Source organism: Methanococcoides burtonii DSM 6242 (assembly GCF_000013725.1).
Classification (GTDB): domain Archaea; phylum Halobacteriota; class Methanosarcinia; order Methanosarcinales; family Methanosarcinaceae; genus Methanococcoides; species Methanococcoides burtonii.
Map to the genome: position 1 here is coordinate 458838 of NC_007955.1, position 25862 is coordinate 484699.

General features: G+C 40.8%; 26 protein-coding genes and 1 pseudogene. 9 read left to right on the plus strand and 18 right to left on the minus strand.

Annotation, left to right across the window (positions count from 1 at the left end; all coding sequences use genetic code 11):
* Positions 1-696 carry a diphthine--ammonia ligase gene (locus MBUR_RS02365; RefSeq protein WP_011498613.1) on the plus strand — a complete coding sequence of 232 codons (696 nt, stop codon included), beginning with the start codon at positions 1-3 and terminating at the stop codon, positions 694-696.
* An 86-nt stretch (positions 697-782) separates the two neighbouring features.
* Here the strand turns inward: MBUR_RS02365 and MBUR_RS02370 are convergent, their stop codons facing one another.
* Complete coding sequence (locus tag MBUR_RS02370; protein WP_011498614.1) at positions 783-2177, minus strand: multiheme c-type cytochrome; 1395 nt, start codon at positions 2175-2177, stop codon at positions 783-785.
* 205 nt (positions 2178-2382) lie between these two features.
* Positions 2383-2580, minus strand: coding sequence for a hypothetical protein (locus MBUR_RS02375; protein WP_048063172.1), 198 nt, complete (start codon positions 2578-2580; stop codon positions 2383-2385).
* Between the two features lie 364 nt (positions 2581-2944).
* Here MBUR_RS02375 and MBUR_RS02380 point away from each other — a divergent pair, with 364 nt between their 5' ends.
* Positions 2945-3202, plus strand: coding sequence for a hypothetical protein (locus MBUR_RS02380; protein WP_011498615.1), 258 nt, complete (start codon positions 2945-2947; stop codon positions 3200-3202).
* Positions 3203-3291: 89 nt separating this feature from the next.
* Positions 3292-4725, plus strand: coding sequence for a pyruvate kinase (gene pyk, locus MBUR_RS02385; RefSeq protein WP_011498616.1), 1434 nt, complete (start codon positions 3292-3294; stop codon positions 4723-4725).
* Positions 4726-4763: 38 nt separating this feature from the next.
* Here the strand turns inward: pyk and MBUR_RS02390 are convergent, their stop codons facing one another.
* Positions 4764-5849 carry a (Fe-S)-binding protein gene (locus tag MBUR_RS02390; protein ID WP_011498617.1) on the minus strand — a complete coding sequence of 362 codons (1086 nt, stop codon included), beginning with the start codon at positions 5847-5849 and terminating at the stop codon, positions 4764-4766.
* A gap of 48 nt (positions 5850-5897) precedes the next feature.
* Here MBUR_RS02390 and MBUR_RS02395 point away from each other — a divergent pair, with 48 nt between their 5' ends.
* On the plus strand, positions 5898-7154 hold the full coding sequence (locus MBUR_RS02395) for a GntP family permease (RefSeq protein WP_011498618.1): 1257 nt from the start codon (positions 5898-5900) through the stop codon (positions 7152-7154).
* A 44-nt stretch (positions 7155-7198) separates the two neighbouring features.
* Positions 7199-7723 carry an O-acetyl-ADP-ribose deacetylase gene (locus MBUR_RS02400; protein ID WP_011498619.1) on the plus strand — a complete coding sequence of 175 codons (525 nt, stop codon included), beginning with the start codon at positions 7199-7201 and terminating at the stop codon, positions 7721-7723.
* Between the two features lie 25 nt (positions 7724-7748).
* Here MBUR_RS02400 and MBUR_RS02405 read toward each other — a convergent pair whose 3' ends face one another.
* Together MBUR_RS02405 and MBUR_RS02410 are read right to left on the minus strand one after the other, a co-directional pair.
* Positions 7749-7964, minus strand: coding sequence for a hypothetical protein (locus MBUR_RS02405; RefSeq protein ID WP_011498620.1), 216 nt, complete (start codon positions 7962-7964; stop codon positions 7749-7751).
* Positions 7965-8192: 228 nt separating this feature from the next.
* Positions 8193-9155: a mechanosensitive ion channel family protein gene (locus MBUR_RS02410; protein ID WP_011498621.1), complete on the minus strand. Its 963-nt coding sequence runs from the start codon at positions 9153-9155 to the stop codon at positions 8193-8195.
* A gap of 305 nt (positions 9156-9460) precedes the next feature.
* Here MBUR_RS02410 and MBUR_RS02415 point away from each other — a divergent pair, with 305 nt between their 5' ends.
* Complete coding sequence (locus MBUR_RS02415) at positions 9461-10111, plus strand: DUF432 domain-containing protein (RefSeq protein ID WP_232221933.1); 651 nt, start codon at positions 9461-9463, stop codon at positions 10109-10111.
* Positions 10108-10947, plus strand: coding sequence for a mechanosensitive ion channel family protein (locus MBUR_RS02420; RefSeq protein ID WP_011498623.1), 840 nt, complete (start codon positions 10108-10110; stop codon positions 10945-10947). The genes MBUR_RS02415 and MBUR_RS02420 overlap by 4 nt, the downstream gene beginning before the upstream one ends.
* A gap of 77 nt (positions 10948-11024) precedes the next feature.
* Here MBUR_RS02420 and MBUR_RS02425 read toward each other — a convergent pair whose 3' ends face one another.
* The 3 genes and pseudogenes from MBUR_RS02425 to MBUR_RS13750 form a co-directional block, all read right to left on the minus strand.
* Complete coding sequence (locus MBUR_RS02425) at positions 11025-11459, minus strand: phosphate-starvation-inducible PsiE family protein (RefSeq protein ID WP_011498624.1); 435 nt, start codon at positions 11457-11459, stop codon at positions 11025-11027.
* 131 nt (positions 11460-11590) lie between these two features.
* Positions 11591-11749, minus strand: a complete 159-nt coding sequence (locus MBUR_RS13290; protein ID WP_083754927.1) for a mechanosensitive ion channel family protein — start codon at positions 11747-11749, stop codon at positions 11591-11593.
* Positions 11750-11962: 213 nt separating this feature from the next.
* Positions 11963-12043, minus strand: a pseudogene (locus MBUR_RS13750) (IS5/IS1182 family transposase); the annotation flags it as partial.
* A gap of 144 nt (positions 12044-12187) precedes the next feature.
* On the opposite strand from MBUR_RS13750, the gene tnpC reads away from it, so the two are divergent.
* A complete protein-coding gene (gene tnpC, locus MBUR_RS02430; protein WP_011498625.1) occupies positions 12188-13357 on the plus strand; it encodes an IS66 family transposase in 1170 nt (389 codons plus the stop codon).
* A gap of 61 nt (positions 13358-13418) precedes the next feature.
* On the opposite strand, the gene MBUR_RS14075 is transcribed toward tnpC, so the two are convergent.
* From MBUR_RS14075 to MBUR_RS02455, 6 genes are all read right to left on the minus strand, one after another.
* Positions 13419-13814 (minus strand): hypothetical protein, encoded by a 396-nt coding sequence (locus MBUR_RS14075; protein WP_198003781.1) that lies wholly within the window; start codon positions 13812-13814, stop codon positions 13419-13421.
* 156 nt (positions 13815-13970) lie between these two features.
* A complete protein-coding gene (locus MBUR_RS12835; RefSeq protein WP_052286184.1) occupies positions 13971-14348 on the minus strand; it encodes a hypothetical protein in 378 nt (125 codons plus the stop codon).
* 31 nt (positions 14349-14379) lie between these two features.
* A complete protein-coding gene (locus MBUR_RS02440; protein ID WP_011498626.1) occupies positions 14380-14871 on the minus strand; it encodes a toll/interleukin-1 receptor domain-containing protein in 492 nt (163 codons plus the stop codon).
* 37 nt (positions 14872-14908) lie between these two features.
* Positions 14909-16336: an RNA-binding domain-containing protein gene (locus tag MBUR_RS02445; RefSeq protein ID WP_011498627.1), complete on the minus strand. Its 1428-nt coding sequence runs from the start codon at positions 16334-16336 to the stop codon at positions 14909-14911.
* Positions 16337-16377: 41 nt separating this feature from the next.
* Positions 16378-18084, minus strand: coding sequence for a type I restriction-modification system subunit M (locus MBUR_RS02450; RefSeq protein WP_011498628.1), 1707 nt, complete (start codon positions 18082-18084; stop codon positions 16378-16380).
* Positions 18085-18238: 154 nt separating this feature from the next.
* Positions 18239-21058 carry a DEAD/DEAH box helicase gene (locus MBUR_RS02455; RefSeq protein WP_232221973.1) on the minus strand — a complete coding sequence of 940 codons (2820 nt, stop codon included), beginning with the start codon at positions 21056-21058 and terminating at the stop codon, positions 18239-18241.
* Positions 21059-21367: 309 nt separating this feature from the next.
* On the opposite strand from MBUR_RS02455, the gene MBUR_RS02460 reads away from it, so the two are divergent.
* A complete protein-coding gene (locus MBUR_RS02460; protein ID WP_011498630.1) occupies positions 21368-22135 on the plus strand; it encodes a hypothetical protein in 768 nt (255 codons plus the stop codon).
* Between the two features lie 128 nt (positions 22136-22263).
* Here the strand turns inward: MBUR_RS02460 and MBUR_RS02465 are convergent, their stop codons facing one another.
* From MBUR_RS02465 to MBUR_RS02480, 4 genes are all read right to left on the minus strand, one after another.
* Complete coding sequence (locus MBUR_RS02465) at positions 22264-22875, minus strand: ABC transporter permease (RefSeq protein ID WP_011498631.1); 612 nt, start codon at positions 22873-22875, stop codon at positions 22264-22266.
* A complete protein-coding gene (locus tag MBUR_RS02470; RefSeq protein WP_232221975.1) occupies positions 22869-23537 on the minus strand; it encodes an ABC transporter permease in 669 nt (222 codons plus the stop codon). Before MBUR_RS02470 ends, MBUR_RS02465 begins: the two co-directional genes overlap by 7 nt.
* Positions 23530-24660 carry an ABC transporter ATP-binding protein gene (locus MBUR_RS02475; protein WP_011498633.1) on the minus strand — a complete coding sequence of 377 codons (1131 nt, stop codon included), beginning with the start codon at positions 24658-24660 and terminating at the stop codon, positions 23530-23532. Before MBUR_RS02475 ends, MBUR_RS02470 begins: the two co-directional genes overlap by 8 nt.
* Before the next feature lie 81 nt (positions 24661-24741).
* On the minus strand, positions 24742-25668 hold the full coding sequence (locus MBUR_RS02480; RefSeq protein WP_011498634.1) for a glycine betaine ABC transporter substrate-binding protein: 927 nt from the start codon (positions 25666-25668) through the stop codon (positions 24742-24744).
* Positions 25669-25862: the final 194 nt, after the last annotated feature.

Consider the following 25862-nt stretch of genomic DNA (forward strand, 5'->3'; position numbering starts at 1 on the left):
GTGAAACTCGGCGTTCTTTTCAGTTCAGGCAAGGATTCCTGTTATGCATTGCATATCATGCAGGAAAAAGGGAATTCAATTGAGTGTTTGATCACTATAAAAAGCAAAAATCCTGATTCTTATATGTTCCACACACCTAACATCGATATGTCAAGGTTGCAGGCAGAAGCCATGGGATTTCCTTTTCTGGAAACGTTTACAGAGGGGGAGAAAGAGCTTGAACTTGATGATCTGAAGAATGCCATTCTGGAAGCACAGAAGAAATACGGTCTCGAAGGGATCGTGACAGGTGCACTGTATTCCAATTATCAGAAGGATAGGATCGAAAAGATATGTGATGAGCTTGGTCTCGATGTGTTCTCACCGTTGTGGCATATGGACCAGGAGCAGGAAATGCGGGACCTGCTTGATAACGGATTCAGGTTCATTTTCAGCAGCATAGCTGCCTATGGTCTTGACAGTGGCTGGGTAGGAAAGGAAATTACTACTTCTGAAGTGGATAAACTCGTAAGGCTCAATGAAAAGATAGGCTTGAACATTGCAGGGGAAGGCGGTGAGTTCGAGAGTTTTGTCATCGATGCACCAATGTTCAAAAAGAAGATACAGATAAACAAGTATGATCTTGTGGAGAGAGATGAATATACGGCGAAGGTTATTATCGAGGATGCTGTGCTTGTGGATAAGGCAGTTGAATGATCTGAGTCTAATGAACAAAAGATGGCGGCACAATGTCACATTGTGCTATTCCATCTTATCGAAAGATCGAATTGAGGTATTTTCCATTACTTTCCTTTTCTTGACATAATCATTACTACGCTCAGGACCGATGATAACAAGACCAAAGCTTCAAATCCGGGAGTTGTCTTTGCATCATTTTCTCTTTTTTCAGAACTTACATCGATACCAAGATTCGCTTCTATATCTGCGTTAAGCCTGATCTGTTCAGCCATTTCCACAATTTCAGCTTTGTCTTTTAGAAGTTCGTAGAATCCGTGCCATTGTACGTAATCCGGTCCCATCATGAATGCGCCCATTCTTGCACGTCTGCCTTCGTGGTGCCAGAACTCATATATCTTGAATTCAACAGGTTCATCAAAGTCCTGCTCTGTAAGCAAGCCGTCTTTCCTCAGGCTGTCGACTATAGAACTTGAATCTGCATATTTTTTGTTATAGAGCTCTACAGTGGCATCTGCATTTTCGTAGTAGTTGTTCACCCATGTTTCTGAGTGGCATTGTTCGCAAACGGAAGTCATCCTCTCACGCTTTTCCTGCCAAGTGGTTCCGTCGCTGATCGGAGTTCCCAGTATGTTAGCCGTGTTGTCGGTATGCCTGGATACAGGTGGTTCAAGTTCCCATGAAAGCCGTGAACTTACATCGTGGGTGGCCTTTAGCTCATCTGTTCCTGACATGTGGCATACGGCACAGGTAGGTGCACGATAATCCTCTCCGGCTTTCCAGTCCCCCTCGGTCCAGTTCCAGTCATCACCTTCTGTACCGTATATGCTTCCGTGTTTTGATTCAAAGTATATTTCGGTCTGTGGATGGTCAGGCCCAAGATGACATTGCTGACAGGCTTCAGGCTTTCGTGCTTCCTCGACTGAAAATACATGGCGTGTGTGACAGGAAGCACAAGATCCAGAACTACCATCGGGATTTATCCTTCCAATCCCATTGTTCGGCCACACGTCAGGATCATCTGTACTTTTTCCGGTCATATTGGTACCGTGGCATGCCTGACAGCCGTTGACAGTTGCATTATGACTGGCGGTGGTATATTCATCAAGTGTGATCTCGCTTTCAAGAGATGGTAGTTTTTGACCGTCAAAATCTACCTCATAGTAAAGAGTACCAAGGGAATGCAGGCTTCTTGTATTCTCCTCAAATGCAGCAACGTGGCAATTTCCACAGTCAGCAGCCGAAACTACCGGGGTCATATAAAGTCCCATATGTGCTATGGCATCCGGGTCGTCAGCTTCAGCAGTATGGCAGTTCTCACATGTTATGCCCGCTTCAGCATGCTTACTGTTCTCCCAGTCATCGATGACTGCTGGAAATTTGTTCATGGAACTGTGACAGTCAAGACAACTGTCAGATACAGCAGCAGATGCTGATACTGGAACAATTATCAATATCAATATTGCTATAATAGTTAGTTTTAATATGTGCCCATTCTTCATTTTTTACCACTCGGATCGTAATTACAATGCAAGGTAAAACGGTAATATTCCCTTTTATAATGCATCAAACTTCAATAAAAGGATTTGTAAGACCTTTTGTAAGAATTGAAGCGATCTTGAAAACTCAAATTTGTTAAGGGTGGATAGTTAAAAAAATAAGAATATGAATTTCTGTATAAGGGTAATAAAAAAAGTTCAACAGGCTTTATTCTGTATTTTTCTTTTCAGTTGCTTTTTTTGTATCAGTTTCGCCTTCTGAACCCTTGCACCATTCATCGATCACAAGGTCATCAGCACTTTTGCTATCGGAATTTTCAGTGGATATTTCACACCAGCTTTCTATCTCATCATCCAATGAAGGTAATTCGATCTCTTCTTTCTTTTTGTCTTTTTTGTCTTTCATTGATAGCCCCCATTTACTATATCTAAAGGAAGTTGAAATATTTACTGGTTTTTGATATTGCAGTTACCAATATATCAAATACACCTATCTCAAACGAACAGTAGTCATTTAAGCCAAAAGACCAATTCTTTGATCGAGATGGTAGATTTAAGCATTGATGTAACAAAAATCCTGATTCTATTAGGCTTATTGTGGCTTCTGTTTAAAATATATGTGGTGCTTAAAGAAATGTATCTATTTCAATTATGAAAAGGTATATGAAATGCAAGTTGATTAATTTATACATAACCTTTATCAGTTCACTAGCCATTAAATCACGATACTACGATATCTATCGTTCATAATTTCTTAAGAGGTATACTATATGGAAAATGACCCATTCAAGCAGATCCAGAAGCAGATAGATGAGCTTAAGCGCCAGCTGGATGAGAAGGATGAAAAGATAGTGGATCTGGATGGACAGATCATTGAGCTGACCAGTTATATCAATATGCTTAATGAGAGATTTTCAGGGCATTCTGATGAGATGAACCAGCTTTTCGATGCAAATCCTTCACAAAAGCGGGGTATTTACGCCCGCGATTCAATTGTCTATTCTGTTGATACTGAAGAGTTGAAATAACCGTATTTGTTTTTCCCTTCTTTTTTTGTAGTCCTTCTAAAAAAGGTAATGTTTTAAGTCAGCCGGTCAATAATTGAGCAGTGAGATAAATGAATCTGCCGGACCACAAGACCAAGATCGTATGTACTATAGGACCTGCTTCTTCTTCGGAAGAAATGCTGCGTGAGCTTATCTTTGCAGGAATGAACGTGGCGAGGATCAACTTCTCGCATGGCAGTTTCGAGGACCATAGTAAAGTTATCCGGCTGATTAAAAAGCTGTGTGATGAGCTCAACGTTATTGTTTCGGTGATGGCAGACCTTCCGGGACCAAAGATTCGTGTAGGCGAGATAAAAGATTCCCCTATAAATTTACAGAAGGGGGATAAGGTGAAACTGACCACTAAAAGGATCGTAGGTTCAAAGGACCTTATTCCGGTGGACTTTGATAAGCTTCCTTACTGTATCGCCAAAAAATCTGATGTTTATTTCAATGATGGTTTCATTCAGATGAGGTGCAGTGGCATTTGTAGCAATGAGGCTGAATGTGAAGTGATCGTAGGTGGTCAGCTCTCATCTCACAAGGGCGTGAATCTTCCCGGTATCGATCTTTTACTTGACCCCGTCACCGAAAAGGACCTTAAGATCCTGGATTTTGCATTGGATGAGGGGGTGAACTGCTTCAGTGTCTCGTTCATCGAGCAGGGTTCCGACATACAGAAGATAAGGGACCATGCTACTAAAAAGGGAAGGTCAGTATTCCTTGTGGCGAAGATCGAAAGAGGTCATTCGGTTGGGAATATCGATGACATCATGGAAGCTACCGATGCCTTGATGATAGCACGTGGTGATCTTGGAGTGGAAATTCCAATAGAGGAAGTTCCCATCGTACAGAAAGAACTGATACATAAGGCCAATCTTCGTGGAATGCCGGTGATAACCGCTACGCACATGCTCGAATCCATGACCGATAACGTGCGACCAACACGTGCAGAAGCTACGGATGTTGCAAATGCTATTCTTGATGGCACCGATGCTATCATGCTTTCCGGAGAAACCGCAGTTGGTAAGTATCCGTTGGAGGCCGTTCATACGATGGTCAGGATCGCAAGGAAGACTGAAGCATGGCGTGATAGTACAGGTAACGGAATGGGCAACATCAGGAACGCCATTGGTGAGACTGAGATGGGTATAAGTGATGTCATTTCATTGCAGGTATATGATGCTATTCGTAAATTATCCATAGAACTCGTTGTGACACCCACTCACTCCGGGGCTACCCCAAGACGTATTTCACGTTTTAAGCCGGATAACTGGATAATAGCCATGAGCCATGTTGAGCTTACCTGTGAACAACTTGCATATTCCTATGGTGTCTATCCAATTTCTGTATCTGATAGCAGTGAAGATCTTGAAAAGAAAATGCTTGGTGCCCTCCTGTCCAGAGGGATTGGAAAGTCCGGCAACACGATCGTTCTGACACAAGGCTCTTCCGGCGGCACCAATCTACTGAAAATAATAGAGCTTGATCAGTTGGTCGAGTGATCATTCGATTGTTTGATCTGCCTGGGGGAGATGTGTTCTTAAAGAACGCTCTCCAAAAGCAGTTCAGTAATATCCTTTATCCTGAACTCTTTTTCTTCTTGTCGGCATACGTCCTCAAGATGATGATAACAGAACGGACAGTAAGAGACAACGCCATCAGGATAATCCTTTGTTTTTTCTATTGTTATCATGCCGACCTTTGATGAGATCTCCGGGAAGTTCGGTTTCACACCTGCAGGTCCTCCGCAGCATCCGTGTTTACCACCAAACATCTCCTTGATCTCGACTTGCATGGACCTTAGTATCTCTCTTGGAATGTCTGACATCTCCAGAATGGCACAGGCATCTCGTATAGCTACTTTTTTGTCCAATGCCTTCGGAACGAGCTTACCTTCCTGTATCAGGTCTCTGAACAATTCAAGAGAATAGACCACTTCGAATTTAGGTTCCCTGAAAAGCCTGGCATATTCTTCCTTCAGGACAATATAGCAGCCAGGGCATGAAACTATTATCTTTTTGATCCTGAGGGATTCAAGATATTCGACATACTCTTTGGCGTATTCCTTTGCTTCTTCCATATGACCGTTGTCAATGAGGAAAAGACCGCAGCATTTCTCTTCGGGTATAGCTCTTGGAGCGATACCTGCTTTGTTGAGTAGCTTGATGGTAGAGCGGGCGATATCCTGATGTGCGAATGCTATCCAACAACCGGTCATGTAAGCAACATCAGATGTTTCGGAAAGTTCGATCTCATCGTTTATCCAGGAGTTCCTCAGTGTGGCATCCTTTCTTCCGGGGCTTCCGGCTTCGATGATGTTCTTGCATATCTGTGATGTTCTTGCAGGTTCCTTTCCCTGTTCTGCCAGTATCGTCCTTTCTCTCTGAATGATATCGGTTATTGGAATGTTCATGGGGCATGCATCGTCACAGGCACCACATCTGGTGGAAAGATAAACATCGTCCACCTCGTCCTGATCAAGTTCATCACCCTCGATAAGTTTCTGTAAAAGCATTATCTTCGATCGGGGTGTATATTTGTTGTCCGTGACCTTTGCGATATGACAGACATCATAACATTTCCCACAGTCTATACAATAACTAACGGCAAGCAGGTCTTCATCCATAATATTGCTCCGATGCTATCATATATGTCCTGATACATCAAATATCGTATGGAATCCTTGCTTTTATTTGTTCTCACAATTGTTTTCATCAGTGTCCTCACCATTCGGTATCACATCACTCCGTTCCTGACCCTTATAGCAGCAGCTTTTCTTTTTGGGACCTTCAGCGGAATGGACTGGCTCATACAGTATGTAACAGGTGGAGCAGGACGTATCTTTTCACTTCTGGGTATCCCCATCTATTGTGGTGCGGTCATTGCACAGTTACTAAGGCATGGGCATTTCATAGAAAAGATAGTCGAAGATGTAAAACACACCATCAAGGCTCCTGACCTGGCAGCCGGAGTTGTCGGTTACCTTCTTTCCATTCCTTTGATGTGCTGTCTTACTACCTATGTGGTAATGCTCCCTCTTATCGAACAGATGGAAAAGGAACAGTCTTCAGGCGGGAGACTTTTCTACATGGCAGCATTTGGAAGTGTGCTGTCCTTTGTGCTTATATTGCCATTGCCGGTCGTTTATAGCATGACCACGGCATTCGGAGTTTCCAATTCGGATACTTTCAGTATCAATTTGATCACTGTCCCCCTTTCCCTGTTCCTCCTGGGTACAGGTTATGTGGTCGCAAAAAGACTTTCAGGGGGTTCTCAACATCTTCTTCCGGAACTTTCAGGTCTGGTCGAACCTGCGATGCTTTCATTGCCAAGGTGGAAGGTCTGGTTGCCCATAGCATTACCAATAATCCTGATATCTATTGGCTATCTGTTCTCCCCGCTTTCAATTATCAGCGATGTCAATATTGCTCTTGTGATATCCGTGTTCGTTTCCCTGTTGCTTGTTGAGGAAAAGCCTCGCAAGATCGCACTTGAGAAGGGAACTAAGAATGCAGGTATAATTCTCTTTGATCTGTGCGGTGCAGGTGCACTTGGTTTTGTGATAGCTGCCAGTAGTTTTCCGGATGATGTTTTTGCTCTTATCAATGGTGTGTTCCCTGTTGTTATCGTTCCATTCGTTCTGGCGGTTTTGATCCAGACGGCACAGGGTTCGCGTATAGTTACAGCAGTAATAACGTCCACCATCGTTGCAGGAACTGATATTGTCACATCTGTTCCAACAGTTCCGCTTATCCTTATGATAAGTGCCGGTACTCTGATAGTTTCCTATGTCAGTGACCCTTATTTCTGGCTGATACAGCGTTCCACAGGTGACAGTATACCAACCGTTGTACGCAGGTTCACTCTGCCACTTGCAGGCGCTGGCGTCCTTATATTTTGCTGTGCGATGGTATTGTTCATGTTCGCATGAGTTTAAGGATAACTATAAATCCACACAAACTCCAACAATGATACATGCTTTCGGAAAAAATAGTGGTCACTAAAGATGATATTGTAAAACTGAAGGTCGATGCCATTGTGAACGCTGCCAACAATTCCCTTCTTGGGGGCGGTGGGGTTGATGGTGCTATCCATAAGGCTGCAGGACCGCAACTTCTTGAGGAATGCAAATATCTCGATGGATGTCTGACAGGTGAGGCTAAGATAACTTCAGGATATCATCTTCCTGCAAAATATGTTATCCATACGGTCGGTCCGATATGGAAAGAAGGCGCTTCAGGTGAGGGCAATAAGTTGGCAAAATGTTACCGTAACTCTCTGAAAGTCGCTGTAAAGAACGGTGTAAGAACAATAGCTTTTCCCTCTATAAGTACGGGTGCATATGGTTTTCCTGTGGAGAAGGCAGCCACGATAGCTATGCGTGAGATAACTGCTTTTCTTGAAAAGAATAAAAGCATTGAGAAGGTATTGATGGTTTGTTTCAATGAGGAAGCTTTCAGGAGTTATTCGAATGCTCTTGAAGATTTTTTTGGGAAATGAGTGAGGTTATAATCCACCCCCTCAATTAGTTATTGTATGCATCATATATTTGCCATAACCAGATTATAGGTGCAAGTACAAAGCCTATAACAATAAATGTTAATAGTCCGCTGATACCCAGTGCTACCCATATACCTATAGCCTTGAATATTTCTCCTTTTATGATCTGACCTAATCCTGGCACCAAAAATGATAGTAATGCCGGAACTCCGTGTTTTCTATTATCGCTTATAATAATCACCTTTATTATATTTTAAAAATATGTGGCATATATTGTTCATTGTCATAAATATCTGTTGTTTGCTATGATGGTTTTAATCACCATTTGTTAGTTGTAAGGCAGTGATCACTTATTTAGCCGATATTAAGTTTTACTGTCTCTTCCAAAAATAAGAGATCTATAAGAGTGATAGCTATAACGAATGAAATGGGGTCTTATAAAAGGAAAAAGTGGTTTTAACCTTTATAGTTACGACCTATTAACTGTTATTTGCGAAGATCTCATTATGTCAATACCTACTGCAGTGCCCAAAATAATGTCCTCTTCCGGTTCGAAGGCCTGAAAAAGTTTCTGTACCAGCATATGTTTTATTTTCCTTCGCTGGCGAGGGTCCACTACATATCTGACACGCATATCTATCCAGTTATCCCGAGTTGTCATGTATAGTTTGGTTTCCACGTCATAGGAGGTGATGAAATATTTCTCACTCATGTTCAATAGTTCTTTTTTTGCAGAATCTTCAAAATCATATATGGCATCCTTTGTGACCTTTATTGCAATTTCTTCTGCTTTTTTCCAGTTGCTTCCGTATACCAACATGATCTGTACTTCGTCCCAAATGAAAGAGAAGTCCTTAGTGTAATTCTTAACTGTACCACTTAAGATGAAACTGTTTGGTAGCTGAACAATCCTTCCTGTGTACTGATCCCCATCAACCCATTCACGGATCTCCATTATGGTGGTACTGAAATTCTTTATATCAATCACATCTCCGATTATATCTCCCACTTCTATCCGGTCACCAGCTCTGAAAGGACGGGATATAAAAATAATTAGCCCGCCAGCTATACTTTTTAACAGGTCCTGAAGTGCTATAGCAACACCTGCACTTAGTATCCCATAGGCTACTATCAGGCCTGTGGTCTCTCTGAACCACACGGCAAAAAGAGATGCCAGTACAAGGAATGTGATTATTATTGAGACAGCTTTGCGTAACGTGTATCTTTCCTTGTTATCATGTACTTTTATTTTAATAATGTCTTCTGCAATGTTTTTTATTACGTAGAATACTAGGACAATGATCACAGAATGCAGTAACTTTGTCAACAGGGTCTCATAACCAATCAGATGGTCTGTAAAATAATTGATATATGCGATGAATATTGCTATGGATAGCAAAACAACTATATTCAACCCTCTCAAAAACCCCATATGATAATTTCATGAGCCGCAACCATATTAATCCTTTTGTCTGAAGAATTGATCACATAAGTGAGATCCAGATATTTACAACAATCAAACTGATAGTTCACTATCTGGAACCTTTATCCCCATTAGTGAAGGAAATAAATGATTTAAAAGCAGGACAACGTTCTTTAATAGGTAGAAATAATAAGGACAAAATCATATTCTACAAAATCATATTCTACAAAATTATTGTTTAATAAATCTGGAGCGTCATGTACGGATCACATACTATTCCTTTTAGATTAGAAAAAGAAGGGGTGGAAATATTAGTGGAGAAAGAAGGGGAGTCATATCTATATAGAAGTAAATTTCTCGATGAGACTTTGGAGAAGCTCCTGGTAACTTGCGATGGGAAGGTCCTCATAAACCCAATTGAGCCTTTGAACAAGCCCAAAAAGATAACCTCTAATCTACTTATAGAATTTGATAAAACTGTAACCATCGCTCCGATGGCAAGAGTAAAGGTTTACATAAAATTTCCGGTGGAGATGGGGATCTTCATTTCAGATAAAGATGAGGTCGAAATAATAGATATCCTGACACTTGCAAAGAATAAGTTCACCCTCTATGGAAATCCAAGTGACGGGATGATATGTAAGTACTGGAAAAGTGAGGTATATTCCACGATCCCTTCTTCAGATCCAATGTACGAAGGAATTATGGAGTTGTCCATTATAAATAGTACGAACCGTTGGGTGGAGGTTAGTCAATCTGTTTTTAATGCTAATGGTATGAAAATTTACTATGATCATGATCTCGTATCCATGAAAGCCAACATGAAAATAATAAATTCTATTATTGCAGAAACGGATTTAATTGATTCTCCTATCAGATATGGGATGGAGAAGTCAATGGAGCTCTATACTGCCAAAAGGATTTATGCAAACATCACAAAATGTATCATGGAGGCGGGCTTTTGATCATTTCTGAAATATCGGATTTATTTTTTGCGAGTGGTGCATTAATTATTAATACCGTCACTGCTGCTGTGGTCTTAATGCTTTCTGTATTTATAGGTAAAATACTGGCATTATACCTGAGAAGGTCACTCAAGGAAAAAATGGATAAAAGCCATCTGGTCATTATTCTAAATGCGTCATACTATGGCATAGTCGCAATAACTTTCGTATTTATCATTCTCCCAATTCTGGGAGTTGAAACCTCAAGTCTGCTGGTTGCAGGTAGTATATTTGGACTGGTAATAGGTTTTGCCAGCCAGAGCATAGTTGGCAACCTTATTTCTGGCCTATTCCTGATCTTCGAGAGACCAATAAAGCTGGGCAATCAGGTAAATATCGATGGGAATGTGGGGATTGTAGAAGATATCAGCCTGATCTCAACCATAATCAGGACCTATGATGGACTCTATGTAAGAATTCCGAATGAGAACGTATTCACAACCACAATAACAAACTATGTGGCTAATGTTGCAAGAAGGTTTGAGTATGTCGTTGGAGTAAGATACAGTGATGATGCCGATCAGGCCATAGGCATAATCAAGAACCTTATAGAAGAGCATTCTTTTGCTCTGAAGAACCCGGAACCGGTTGTTTTTGTTGGTGAACTTGGGAACAATTCAGTTAATATCACTGTGAAGATATGGGCACCTTCAACAGACTGGTATGCTCTTAAAACAGAACTTCTCTGGAAGATAAAAAAGACCCTAGAAGAGAATGGAATTGAGATCGCCTTCCCACAGCGTGTGGTTTGGTTTGCCAATGAATCAAAGGATCAGCAGATTGCTGATCCTGAGTAAATTTTTATTGTATATTAAATTTATATGTATGGTTTAAAAAAGTTTAATTTCTTGATTTCATCATTTGATACTTGTTTTCAGGAGATATTCTGGTCTTCTTTGGGTGAATATTTGACAGCCAGGACTCTTATTGCACCCAATACCAGTAGCACTGCAGATAGGCTTAACATAAATTCATATTCAATTTTTTGGTCATAAATTCCAATTGCGATCTCACGCATGACAATCAAAATCGTAGCATCTGTTATATATGTAAGTCTGATTCGTTCATGTTCACGATAATCAATAAAAGCCTTGAAAAAGTCAATAAGAACAAAAACTGTGAGAACACTAAAGACTATGTTTGTAAAACTTATCTGAATCAAATTGCCATCAAAAAGCCCTATTACAATTAAGCCAAGACTCGCAAAGATCTTTAACACTCCTACAATTACCGCTAGTAGCAGTATATAAAGGATGAGTGTAGTGACATAACGTATCACAATATCAAATATTTTGTCATGAGTTAACATTTACTTCCTCCATTGAAAGGTTGATCAACAAGAAGCTTCTAACTTACCTTAAAAATAAAAAATGAAAAGTGGGGATTATTTCTTCTCTTTGGCATATGCCATAAGTGCAAAGAATCCCTTGAGTAGTGGATTCAAACATTACTTCCCTCTACTTCCATTATATCTTTTAGGTAATCTGTAAGGAGGTCAAGTACCAATAGTCCAACTACCAATATGAGAACACCTGCAAATAAGCTGGGTATGTAATTGAGTACAGCTGCCAGGAAATTATATACAACATCCAGTCCCATGATATTAGAAGCTGCCAGAAGTGTCGGAATAGATGCAATGAACTAATCCACCATTCCAAATAAACTTGTCAGTATAGGTGATTCTACTATAATATATGCCTCCAAATATTTATTTATTTTTGTAGAAGAGATGCTAAAAACTGAGATATACCCCCAAATCCTCTCGATACTATTATTTAATATGTTAGTATTTAAACGTTTTTTAGAAATAGGCTTTGTAGAAATCCTCATCCAAACTAAAAACACAGTCTTGACAAATCTGTCAAGATTGTGCAATATTACTTTGAACGTAACTATTCAGCCACCTTTGCGTGCTAAAATCCCCCCACCTCAATCTATTTCATCTTCTGACATGGATTTTTACGAAAAAAGCAAGTAGTAGCATTCTATTTAAGTTCACACCCAAAAAATCAATTGGTTTTGCCAAACAGGAGGTGAATGAACACGAAACGCAAAGAAATCCTAGCAGTTTATGAACAAGGTCCCGAAGCAGTTGTCACTCTTGTCACTACATTGTACGACATCATTGCTGAACAACAAAGGATCATAGAACTACAAGCTGTCAGAATAACCGAACTCGAAGAACGAGTTAAAAAGTTGGAAGAGCAACTCAAAAAAAACAGCCGAAACAGCAGTAAACCACCTTCAACTGATGTTTTTATTAATGAGAAACCAAAAACAAAAAGCAGACGAAAAAAGAGTGGAAAGAAACCAGGTGGTCAGAAAGACCATCCTGGAACTACTCTCAGAATGGTAGATGTTCCTGACGAAGTTATAATTCACAAAGTACACAAATGTAGCAATTGTGAGAGATCGCTTGAAGATTTCGAACAGCAGATCAAGAACTTCTTAATAGAATCTCCTGTGATAAATTGTGATGAAACTGGTATGAGGATAGAAGGAAAACGACAGTGGTTACATGTTGCTTCTACAAACAAAATGACATGTTATTGTCCTCATCAAAAAAGAGGCTCTGAAGCAATGAATGCGATGGGAATCTTACCAAATTTCAATGGTACAGTAGTTCATGATTTCTGGAAATCATATTACAAATATGATTGTGATCATTCGATCTGTAATGCTCATCTATTGCGAGAATTAACAAGTGTAAGCGAGAACGATGATCAATTGTGGTCAAAAGCTATGAATATTCTACTTATTGATGTCAAAAAGTCAGTTGACCAGATCCGAGAAATGTCTGGTTGTATGAAACCAGAGAGAATTAAAGAGTTTGAAGATTGGTACGGCCAGATTATTCATATTGGGATAGAAGAAAATCCTCAACTTCAAGCCAAATCAAAGAAGCGAGGAAGAACTAAACAAACCACAGCAAAAAATCTGCTGGATCGGTTTATTGGTTATAAAAATGATATTCTCAGGTTTATGCATGATCTAAAAGTTCCATTTGAGAATAATCTTGCAGAAAGGGATGTGAGAATGATGAAAGTACAGCAGAAGATATCAGGTACATTCCGAAGTATGCAAGGAGCATTAATTTTCTCGCGGGTAAGAAGTTACATTTCTACTGTTAAGAAGAATCAGGTTCCTGTGATGGATGCAATTCGAAATGCAATTGCTGGAATGCCATTTATTCCAACAATTGTTTGAGCTTCTAATCTTTTTGTGTAAAGGTTGGTAATACAGGATTGACTCTAGGTAGGCTGAATAGTTACGATTTATTTACATAATCCATTACTGATGTAGCACCATAATATGGAATTGAACCCTTTTTTAGTTCTCTTTGCATCTTTGAAAGTGGTATCCGATTTTTATCAAAGCATGCAGACACTTTTCCAAAATTAGAAACAGCCCACCCTTCCGGCACTTCTCCCAATTCCGAGTCCCACATAGCCGCCGGAAACAGCTCAGCAGTGCCTTTGAGCTGTGCATATTCATCCGGCTGTTCGGCTTGCATCTTATCCAGCTCATCATCCGATCTGCCGGAGATGGCACGCATGGCGGCACGGTTTACGTTTTCAGGGTCTTCGCCTGCTTCAATGGCGGCTATTTTAGCTTTGACAGGCTCGAAATCGACAAACCAGTTTTTGAAGATGGCTTGCGCCATGGCTTCGAGGGTTTGATTTATTTGGTGGTTGAGTTTGATTTTGTCGTCCATTTTTTTAAGAAAGTGTCCAATATCTTTCCTTATTTCTTTGTTTGGTAACTTCCATTCCGAATCTACTAAGGATTTCCAATCAACTCGTTGTCTGCCAGATGTCCCTTATATTCTAGATATCGCAAAATCTCTAAATTTATTCCAACGGCAGAAATAATAAACAAAATCTTCGTCATATTCAGGTTCTTTTGCAGCTAGAACAATAAACTCGGTTGAACCATGCGCAATTTCACTTTTAGATAAACAACCAACTTTTGCAGTTTTCCCATTTTCAAGACAAGGAGTAATTCGTGCAAAAAGAGTGTCGCCGTTTTTGAATTTACTTCCAGAGCCTTTGAACTCTTTTTTTAGAGTATATTCAATATCTCGAATATTTGGAGTAATCCCAGCCATTTCAATAAATGAAGCTTCACTTCCTTTTTTAATCATTCTTTTAGGATTAAAATCTATAAAGTCATTCAATTTTACTTTGTCATAACTCATATTTCAATCCCTCCATTTTTAAAAATTGATATTAGAATACATCTTCTTCTTGCTCATCATCGGATTTCAGCAAGAAATATTCGAGTCCTAACAATGCCAATGTAGACAATGCAGAATTTCGATTTTTTCGTTGAACATTTTGATTAATGTAGTTGTATAATCTTACAAATTCCTGCTGCTTTTTATTTTGGTTATAGAAATTCAGATAATTTATACCTTGTAACATACCATCTGGTTTTGTTTCATCAAGTAAAATCGGTATGATTAATTTATCATTAGCTTTAGCAACACCGATTTCATGTTGAACATAAGTTGAATCATAGGCAAATTTGCTGTAAAAAAAAATAAAAACATCACAATTAGTTATGTAATTGATAATTCTTTGGCTTATGTGGTCTCCTGGATTCAATGTTTCATCAGCAAAGAAAAACTCGGTATCTTTTATGGTCTGAATTTGCTGTAAAATAGGCTTTATTTCTTCTACATCCTTTGTACTGTAACTCACAAATATTTTAAAGCTCATACCCAAACCCCTGTTAAATTCATCACAATCTGCTTTCTCATCTATTAACCACTTCCCACATTCCGCCCTTATCTGCCCCGATTCTCTTTAGTAATCCTTCATCTTTTAGTTTCTTGATGTGCCATTCAACACCTTTGGCTGTAATGCCTGTCAATTCAGCCAGTTCAGCAGTTGTTATCTTTGGAGTCTGGGACATAATGTCTAGTATTTTCTCCCTAGTTTTCTCCCTAGTTTTCCCCCTAGTTTTCTCCGACATTTCCTCCGACGCTTTATCGGAAATGGTGTCTTTGACCAGTGGGAAAGTGATCTTATAGAAATCTATATCGTTTGAAACCACAGGTTCGGTTTCGTAATAGGACTTCCAGCCGGTGAACATTTTGTCAAAGCCGGAACCGGCATTTTCGGAGAGTTTGATGACCCTGAAAATTCTCGTAATAATAGGGTTTCTTGGCATTGTGAAATCTTCTTTCATGATGGATTCGATATCTTTTGGGAGACTGCCGGGATTTAGGAACTCTATTCTGTCAAGAAAAACCCTGATCCTTGGTTTCATAGGGCTGAAATAATCGGAGTGCATCAGAAGATTCACAAGAGCTTCACGGATAGCGGTAAGTTGTGGTTGGTTGTCAGTTGCAAAGCCGTCTGGCCTTAGGGTGAACGGGAGGTCGATCTTCTTCATCAGGCGTTCAAAAATGCTAAAATAGAACCGGAACAGATTCTCTTCCTCATAAAGCCTGTAATTGTATCGGGTCGGAGCATCAGAATAGGAAGTACCCATAATTTCAAGATAATCGATCCGAAAATCAGTAAGCATCCGGTTGATGTTATCCTCATTGCCAAAGACCAGCAAACCTCCTATCGTGATCCTGCCATCGACCACAACCTGCAACTTCTCCAGCAATTCCTTCATTGATAATTTGTTATACCTGTGTTCAGGGTTCACATTCTCAAGATAGGTCCTGTAATCTGAGATCGTTCTCTCATCCAGATCATCAATAGTAAACCCGGTCAGTTCCTTATCCTTCAGGCCAAACGAAGAATCCCTGTACATCGCATCAATTTCAACATCCGTTGCCCGCTGGTCTCCGCTACCAGTTCGTATAAACGTGTTTTTCCTTGAATTGAAATAAACAGGCTTCTGTTCAGACGCAGGAACGTAAAAAGCAAGCACGATCTTTCCATCAAAATCATACTTAGTGCTCTTCACCCTGATCTTCTGGTTGAACTTGTCCCCCCGAAGAGCCGTGGTGAAATTCTGCTCGATCCGTTCAGCATCCTCAACACCGGTGATCTCAAAATCCTTGTTCAGTTGCTCAACTCCAAAAACGAGCCAGCCACCATTTGTATTGGAAAATGCACTAACTGTCTCAAAACTGCTTTTTGGAATAGAAGACTTCGCCTCCTTGACCTCAAAATCTTCCCACTCAAGATCATCCAGCCTGTTGAACAGTTTAGTTTTATCCATATTTAGTACACCTATTTAAAAGATCCAGCTTCGATCAGGCATTAAATATCATAACCCAAACCTGCCAGATTTTTCCTGATCTGCTCTTCCAGCTTGTCACTTTCCTCGAACTGTGTCTTCAACTTGCTCGTAAGAGAAGCCATCTTTGCGTCAAAGGGAATGCCATCATCCACTTCTGCCTCTGCACCTACATAGCGACCGGGAGTTAGAACGAAATTGTGCTTTTCGATGGTCGCGTGGTTTGCAGAGAAACAAAAGCCAGGCTCATTCTTGTCTTCTGACCAATTGTGTTGCCAGGTGTGGAAAGTATCCGCTATCCTTTGTATATCCTCATCCTTAAAATCACGCAGGACACGGTCTTTCATAAACCCAAGATTGCGTGCATCGATGAACAGAATTTCACCATGTCTGTTCCTTTTATCATCCTTTGCAGCCTTGTCCTTGGTAAGGAAACAAATGCAAGCGGGAATCTGCGTATTAGTGAACAATTGACCGGGCAGTGCGACCATGCATTCCACGATATCGTTCTCTACAAGTGTTTTACGTATCTTGCCCTCGTTATTGGTATTACTGCTCATGGAGCCGTTAGCAAGAAGAAGGGCCATGCTCCCGGTTGGAGCAAGGTGGTGTAGCATGTGCTGCATCCACGCAAAGTTAGCATTGTTTTTAGGAGGAGTGCCATATTTCCAGCGTGGGTCATCTGCCAACTTCTCATGCCACCACTCCTTCATATTGAAAGGAGGGTTAGCCATCACGAAATCAGCACGCAGATCGGGATGCTGGTCATCGAGGAATGAATCGGCGTTCTTTTTACCGAAATTAAAATCAATACCACGGATAGCCATGTTCATGGCCGCCAGTTTCCACGTGGTCGGATTTGACTCCTGACCATACACGGAGATCTGCTTTTTCTGCTCGGAAGCATTGTAGTGCTTCACATTAGCGTGGTTTTCAATGAACTTATCACTGGAAACGAAAAAACCACCACTTCCCATGGCAGGATCATAAACACGACCCTTGTAAGGCTCCAGCATCTCAACGATCAGAGTAACAATAGATTTCGGTGTATAGTACTGGCCACCCTGTTTGCCCTCAGCAAGTGCGAACTGACCCAAAAAATACTCATACACATGACCGAGAATATCCTTTGACTTAAGGTTCAGCTTCTTATCGTTGAACTCAGGATGATGGAAACGGGTATTACTGAAATTATTGATAAGCCCGATAAGCTTCTCGGAATCAAGCTGATACTGACCGATCCTGTTAAGAATGCCTTTAAGCTTAGGATTGGCTTTCTCGATCTCATCTAAAGCATTATCTATCAGCCAGGAGACCGACTTTAGCTTAACATCCTTGCCCTGTTCATTTTGCCATATAACAGTATTCAATGAAAGGACACTTTTTTCCTTAAGAATATCCCAGCGTGCAGTCTTTGGCACCCAGAAAACATTCTTCTCAGCATAATAATCCCTTATCTCCAGCTCCTCAGCAATAGCATGCTGATATTCCTCAGTACTGGAATAATCCTCACGAGGCAGATAATATATATTCTCATCATCATCCTTTTTGAACAGCTCAACAAGTTCGTTCTGGCGCTCTTCGAAAGCATCAGACACATACTTAAGGAAGATCAAGCCCAAAACCACATGCTTGTAGTTAGCCACATCCATGTTAGAACGAAGTTTATCTGCTGCTTTCCAGAGCTTTGTCTCAAACTCTTTAAAGAATTCCTGTTCAATATCAGTCATAATTAATGCCTTCTATAAATAAAATATTAAGTGAATAAATGAATGATAAAATTCCAAAACTAAACCATTTCAAATACTTATTAAAAATAATACTATTTATGACTATTGATTTTGATTTGAATATCGAAAAAACAGAGAATGTGAGATCGATATCTCACATATCATCAGGATACAAAGCCCTATCCATTTTTCTCAAACTGTCCCGTGCCTGCTTGATCTTAACATCATCAGGCTTCAATCTCAAGGCCTCATTATAGCATTCAATGGCATCTGCACGGTTATCGAGCATGCGTAAGCAATCCCCTTTACACTTCCACACCTTGGCATTATCCCTGTAACCAATATTCAGCAACCGGTTAAAGCACTCCAAAGCCAGAGGATACATCTTCATCTGAAGATAGGTGATGCCCTTATTGAACAGAGCAGTGACATTGTCCGGCTCCAGCTGTAAAGCCTTATCAAAGCAATAGCAGGCCTTCTTATGGTCCTTCTCATCCCTGCCGGCAGCAATTCCAAGTTTTACCCACTCACCAGCGCTACCTGAACCCTGCTTCTTAAGCTTCCTCTTTGCCCTGTTCAAGGCCTCAGCAGGACTATCACCGGCTTTGGCAGGTCTGGAAATTCCACGACCATGGACAGCACTGCTCCTCTGTTTTGCGACCTCGGACAGATGGGTCCTCTGGGGGATGTACGCAGGTTTGCCAAGCATCTTCCTGAGGATCATTATCGCAGCATCCTTGTCCAGAGGCTCATTATTATTGCCACATTTAGGGGACTGGATACATGAAGGACATCCACCCTTGCACGGACAGCCCTCTATGGCCTTCAATGTGACCTCAAGCATCTCCTCGATCTTTGCATAACCGGCTTCAGCATAGCCCACACCACCAGCATGACCATCATAGATGAAGATACCGCTTCTATTGCCTATATCCCCATGTTCGGGGGTTGAAATACCGCCCACATCATTACGGTCAGCAAGCAAATGCAATGGATACATAGCGATCAGAGCATGCTCGATGGCATGGATACCGCCATTGAAATCCCTGTCGTGTTCCTCCACAAGACCAACAAGCCCATCAGGCAGCTCAAGCCAGAGAGCTTCGGTCTCAAGGCTGAACTCCGGCATATCAAGTTCGAACCTTCCAAGCTCATTTTCAGAACGAAGCTGAAGCTTCCTGTATCCCGTTACCTGCTGTATGACCTCGACATACCCGAAACCAACACTGACCCCATCAAAAGTAGAAAGAGGTTTGCTATCGATTACATCACGAACAGCAATATCAGAAGTTACCTGAGCCCTGGTATGATACGCATCTCTCGCCTTCTCGACCTGAATGATACGTTTCTCATGGTCCAGTTTCGTCACACAATACGGAGTACCCTGGTTGAAGTAAATAGCACCTTTAAAGCCCTCCCGATAAGCACGCAGCCTGTCTATATCCTTCTCAAGAGGCTTGCGGGAACCTTTCTCAAAGATAGTATAACCATTGCTCTCAGTGCCTCTGATATGGACCCGCATATGTGTCCCGCCATCCAGGGAACGCTTCTCAAAACCGCCTTCAAGTAAGCCTTCTTCCTCAAGGGCAGCGACTATTCGTTTGAACTCCTCACCGAAATAACGCTCATCCTCATCCCTTAAAGGCAGCTCCTTTGCTGCACAGAGCAAATGGTCAGCCTGGATGTTCCTATTCGAGACATTGATGACAGCACGCTCGCACTCCTTAACAAAGAATTCTCCCGGATTTCTCATATAATACTGATCAAGAGCATTAGAATCTGCAACCAGAACAACAATGCTCTCACTGCTGCCCCTACCCGCACGGCCTGCCTGCTGTCTGGCACTCATCAGAGTACCCGGGAATCCATCGATAATACAGGCATCCAGACCTCCGATGTCAATACCAAGTTCAAGGGCCGTGGTCGAAATGACACCTGCGATCTCGCCTTTTGATAATCCCTTCTCGATAGCCTCACGCTCATTACCATAATAGCCGCCTCTGTAAGAGCTGATGGTCTTTCTGACACCCCTACCTTCAAGCTGGTTCCTTGCTTCCACGAACATCTTTTCGACCTTCTGTCTCGCCCTTGTAAAGACAATGGTCTGAAGGTCGTTCTGGACAAAGGTCGTGAAGATATTGACAGTATCACCAAAGCTCGCTTTCCGAACAGTGAAGTTCTTTGATCGGGAATAAAGAGGCGGGTTCCAGAACATGAACTTTTGAGCACCCCTGCCGGAACCGTCATTATCTATTAACGTAACATCCCTGTCTATCAAAGCCGAAGTATGTTCCACTGGATTTCCAATGGTTGCAGTACAGCAGATATACTGCGGACTTGAACCATAATGATCACAAATGCGGTTGAGCCTCCTCAGAAGGTTGGCCATATTGATACCTGTAACACCGCTATACGTGTGGCTCTCATCAAGAACTATATATTTGAGGTTCGAGAGGAACTTCTTCCACTGCTGCTTCCACTGTAAAAAGCTCAAATGCACCATCTCGGGATTTGTAAAAAGGATACGTGGATTCCCATACTTCACTGCGGATTTCTCCTCAGGAGGCATTGTTCCGATGAACTTGTTAATATTGAGGTCAAGCCCCATACTATCCCTGAACTTCTCAAAGCTCTCAAGCTGGTCGTTCACAAGAGCGTTCAAAGGAGAAATATAAAGAGCAGTGGCATTAGGATCATCCATCAACGTCTCAAAGATAGGAAGCATGTAACACAACGATTTCCCACTGGCAGTACTGGTAGAAAGCACGATGTTCTTACCGTCCAGCACCTCCTTAACAGCATCAGCCTGATGAGTATAAAGTTCTTCGATGCCTTTCTCAGCAAGAGCATATCGTATCAAAGGTTTAAGCTCGACCGAACCGAATTCCGCATCCCGTGGTAAAATATTCTCTACGTGAACTATCTGACCTTCATAGCCACGTGAAGAACTGATGATCTTGATAATTCCTGACATATCCATTGATTAAAACCAACCGTAACAACACTTGATGATACTTAAAATCTCAGGAAAGGAAGATCTTAAAAAGTGAACTTATCAGATTAGACTGTAATTTCAGCAATTCTAATTCATGGTATCTTTTTACAATATAATATATATACATAAATCATATATGGACAAGACATTAATTAATTTCTAAAGTCAAAATGGACATTTCAAACTCATTTGAACTCCATGTTCCCAAAGGCACGATTATATTACCTTTGCAAAAATTTAAGGTTTACTTGACCATAGCTTTTGGAATAAAACAACATAGGTAAAGAAATGATTACAAAGAAGAGATTAGGAATAAGAAAGCTACTTGTGATGATGCTACTGTTGAACATGTTGTTTGTTCCACTTGTTAGTGCAGAAGACGAATTCGAAAATATTGAGTACACAACACATTATTATACTTCTGATATGGCATTATCATATTTTTCAGAATTGGAACATGAAACCATTATGAATCTCACAAATCCTGATAGTGGGATCTACAGTCCAAATGTAATCAAAGTTTATGGAGAACTCCCTAAGATTGAAAATGCCAGTCAATTAATAAAATATATTAAATCTCTAAGAAAAGTGCGAGATGAATCCTATGATGAAATAAGCCCATTTTTGTATTCCGAAGGCCCTATTGTACTCTATGGATACAATACAATGTTAGGGTATTTTGCAATTGACCTTTATAGTAATGATGGGCAGATAATATATTCTGAAGCAGCAATTAATAATATCTATGATGTTGTAAAAAATCAGGCAAATGAGTGTGGGGTGAATAGTATACCTGTGGTATTTCATCTTACAAATCATACGGGATGTATTGGATATTTTGATGTTGACTATCCATTTCTAGACGAAACTACAGTAATAAACGAAACTACAGTAATAAACGAAACTATAGTAATAAACGAAACTACAGAGAAAAATGAAACCTCAAATGTAAGTGTTCCTAATAAGAATGATACTAAGAAATATATTCCAGGAATTGGATCCTTTTATTGTCTATTGATTCTGTTTATAGCTTCTTATCGACGGAGTCAGTTGTAAAATTATAGGAGGAAATACTGATCATAACAGGAAATGACAGTATTTTGTTCCAGAATAAATATTTTTATTATGCCTCAGTTTTCATAGGTAAACTCGTAAAGAGAAAAGCTAATTTGATGACCTCAAACTTATTTCCTGTATTGCGGTGTGAGCTTCTTTTCGATCCTGGTAAATATAATATCAAATGCTATCGCTATCAGAATGGCTGGAATAGCACCTGCGAGGATCTTCTCATTATTGAATGCAACAAGTCCCTGGAATATCAGCTCTCCAAGGCCACCACTTCCAATATACGCCGTGAGAATAGCAATGCTGTTGATGAGTATGAAAGCGAACTTAATGCCTGCAAAAATAGCGGGATAAGCATTTGGCAACCTAACATAGCGAAGTATCTGCCACTCGTTCAGCCCGATACCGTCCGCATAATCAAGCATTGACGGATCGACCGTTGAAAGCCCAATATACGTGTTCTTGATTATCGGAAGCAAAGCACGAAGCAATATTGCCACCACTGCAGGATAGAAACCAATTCCCATAAGAGGGACAACGATAGCAACAACTGCAAAACTTGGGACCGCTTGTGCAAGATTTGCAAACTTGATCACCACATAACCAAAGCGCTTGTTGTAAAGAGAACCAAATGCAAGAGGCATGGATATGCAAATGCTTATGATCAGTGTCAGAACCACCAATACCAGGTGGTCAGCAGTATGGCTGAGTATCGTCTCAAGAGTTACCATATACCATACCTCTTTTGAAGACGTTTCTCAACAATTCCGGCAAGTCCGTCAAAGATAACAGCGAGCAAACCTGTCCAGAGACCAGCCACCAGGATCGTATTTATCTTATAGAGCTGTATTCCGGCAATAAGAGCTGCCCCAAGTCCACCGGCAGCAATGAGACCACCAAGTGTTACAACGCCCATGGTAAATACAAGAGCTATACGCAAACCTCCAACGATCATCGGCAAAGAAAGAGGTATCCTGACCTTGAACAGGATATCCCTTTCGGATAGTCCCATTGCACGTGCAATATCAACATATTTGAGATCCACTTCTTTAAGACCGGTATAGGTATTTCGTGTAATCGGCAAAAGGGAATAAAGTACTGATGCTACAATAGTAGGACCACTTCCAAGACCGAATATGGGCAATAGCAGTACCAATAGTGGAATATCGGGTATTGTCTCTACAAGATTTAAAAGATTGAGCATAGGATGTGCTATTTTTGGCCTGGAGTAAAGGAACAATCCAAGAAAAACACCTATGATGGAAGCCAGAACTATGGCAATGCCGAACATCGTCAGATGCTCGATCGTACGCAATGTCAAAGAGTTCGTTTCCCACACTTCAATAAGAGTAGATAATAACAGAGAATCACCCCTTCTATGTTCCTTATCCAATTACCTGACTGAAAGCATCATTTGGAAACAGGAATCCGCTTAGTTCTTCATCGGTCATGACAAAGGCCATCGAATGACCATTCTTCTGCATTATTTTCAGTGAGGATGAGAGCAGTTCATTTCTGGAAAATGAAGGGATCTCAACAACATGATCTGCAATCTTGCTGTCCTTATCATCCATACGCAATAGATCAATAAGCTTTACAATACCCAGCGGACCCGAACCATTAGAAACCACAGCGATCTCGATGTTCTTCTCTATCATGGAACTGATAGCACTCTCGATGTCAAGTGATCCATTGTGGACATACATGCATTCAAGGGGGGATATGAGGTCCTTTATTTTCAACGTATCAAGGTGCTTGAACTTCTTACCGGAATCTACAATGCTTGCCACCATTTCGTTTGCGGGATGAAATATCAATTCTTCAGCTGTGCCTATCTGAACAAGTTTCGCATTATCCATTATTGCGATCCTGTCACCGAGCTTGAAAGCTTCTTCGATATCGTGTGTCACGAATATTATGGTCTTACCCAGTTTTTCCCTTATCTGGTAGAACTCTTCCTGAAGTTGTTTCCTTAAGATCGGGTCAAGTGCACCGAAGGGTTCGTCCATGAGCAAAAGGGGAGGGTCCATCAAAAGTGCCCTTGCGAGTCCAACTCTTTGCTGTTGTCCACCGCTTAGTTGATGAGGATACCTATCCATGAACATCTCAGACGGAAGGGAAACAAAATCAAGGAGGTATTCTACCCTGTCTTTGATCTTTTTCTCATTCCAGCCTTCCAGTTTGGCCACGAGACCAATATTCTCGGCAATGGTCATGTGAGGGAAAAGACCGATACTCTGTATAACATAACCTATGTTCCTGCGAAGGGCAACCGGCTCAAGTTCCATGACATTCTGGTCATTGATGAGAATAGTCCCTGAATCGGGTTCTATCAAACGATTGATCATACGCAGTGTTGTGGTCTTCCCGGACCCACTGGGGCCTATGAAAATGACCAGCTCCCCACCTTCAATATCAATAGAAACATCATTGATAGCAAACCTGTCATCATATTTCTTCGTCACACCGCGAAGTTTTATCGAATCGATTCTGTCGAATAACCTTTTGGATGGCATAATTGATCTCACATTAAAGAGCTGTTTTGCAGCGATTAAAAAAAATAAAGATGATGCGAAATAAATAAATTGAAGGGGAAGTTATTCCTCTGCCAATTCACTTTCGATCAATCCAGTCTCTATTAAAAAGTCCCTGGCGATGTCCTCAGCTTCACGTTTATCGACATCGAACTGGTAGTTAAGGCCCCTCATGGTCTCTGTATCGATCTGACCATTCAGTTTCTCAAGAGCTGTAACAGCATCAGGATTTGCTTCTGCAAATTCAGCAGACATTACAACGATTGCATCGTATGGTGGTAATGCGTTCATGTCATCTTCCAGGATCGTAAGATCGAATAACTCGTTCCTTGTATCAGTAGTATAAGCTGAGATGACATCCACCTCATCGAGTTTGATAGCCTCATACATGAGTGTAGCAACTGTTGGCTTTACCTCTTTGAACTCAAATCCATAGAGGGAGCTTATACGTGGAAGACCATCTTCACGAAGTGCAAATTCAGGATCTGTTCCGATAATCAGATCGGATGCATGGTTTTCAAGATCACTGATGGCAACAACATTGTTCTCTTCTGCCCACTGCTTTTTTACTGCAAGTGCATAGGCATCTTCAAAACCAAGATTGCTTACAACCAGTACTCCATCTTCCTTCAGACCTTCTTCGGCTTTCTGGTAAACAACTTCCGGATCCCACACTTCAAGAGCAGGCTCTTCAAGTATCTGGCTGTATGCAGTACCAGTATATTCAACATATACATCTATACTGCCCTGTTTCAGACCCTCATAGTTTACGAAAGTTCCTCCAAGACCTTCCTTTACATCGACCTCATATCCTGCTTCTTCAAGCATTATACCGGCCATGTGAGCCAGAATGTATGACTCCTGGAATAATTTTGAACCTATGACCACTTCTCCTTTCTCTACTTCTGTATCATCAGAAGCAGGTTCTGTACATCCACTAAGGATAACAGCTAAAACAACGAATGTTGCAATTAGAATTTTCCAATTCATTTTCTACCCCTTTACAAAGTGAACTTTAGAATATTTATACATTTGGTTGCCAGCTATTTTTTCACTATGCATCAACCAAAAATGGATCAATTCATCAAAATAATAAAAATAGTTGAATTAATGTCAACGATGTTTTCAAAAAAACTAAAAAAAGAAGGAACGGAACTTGTAGACAGGACATAAATAAAAAAGAA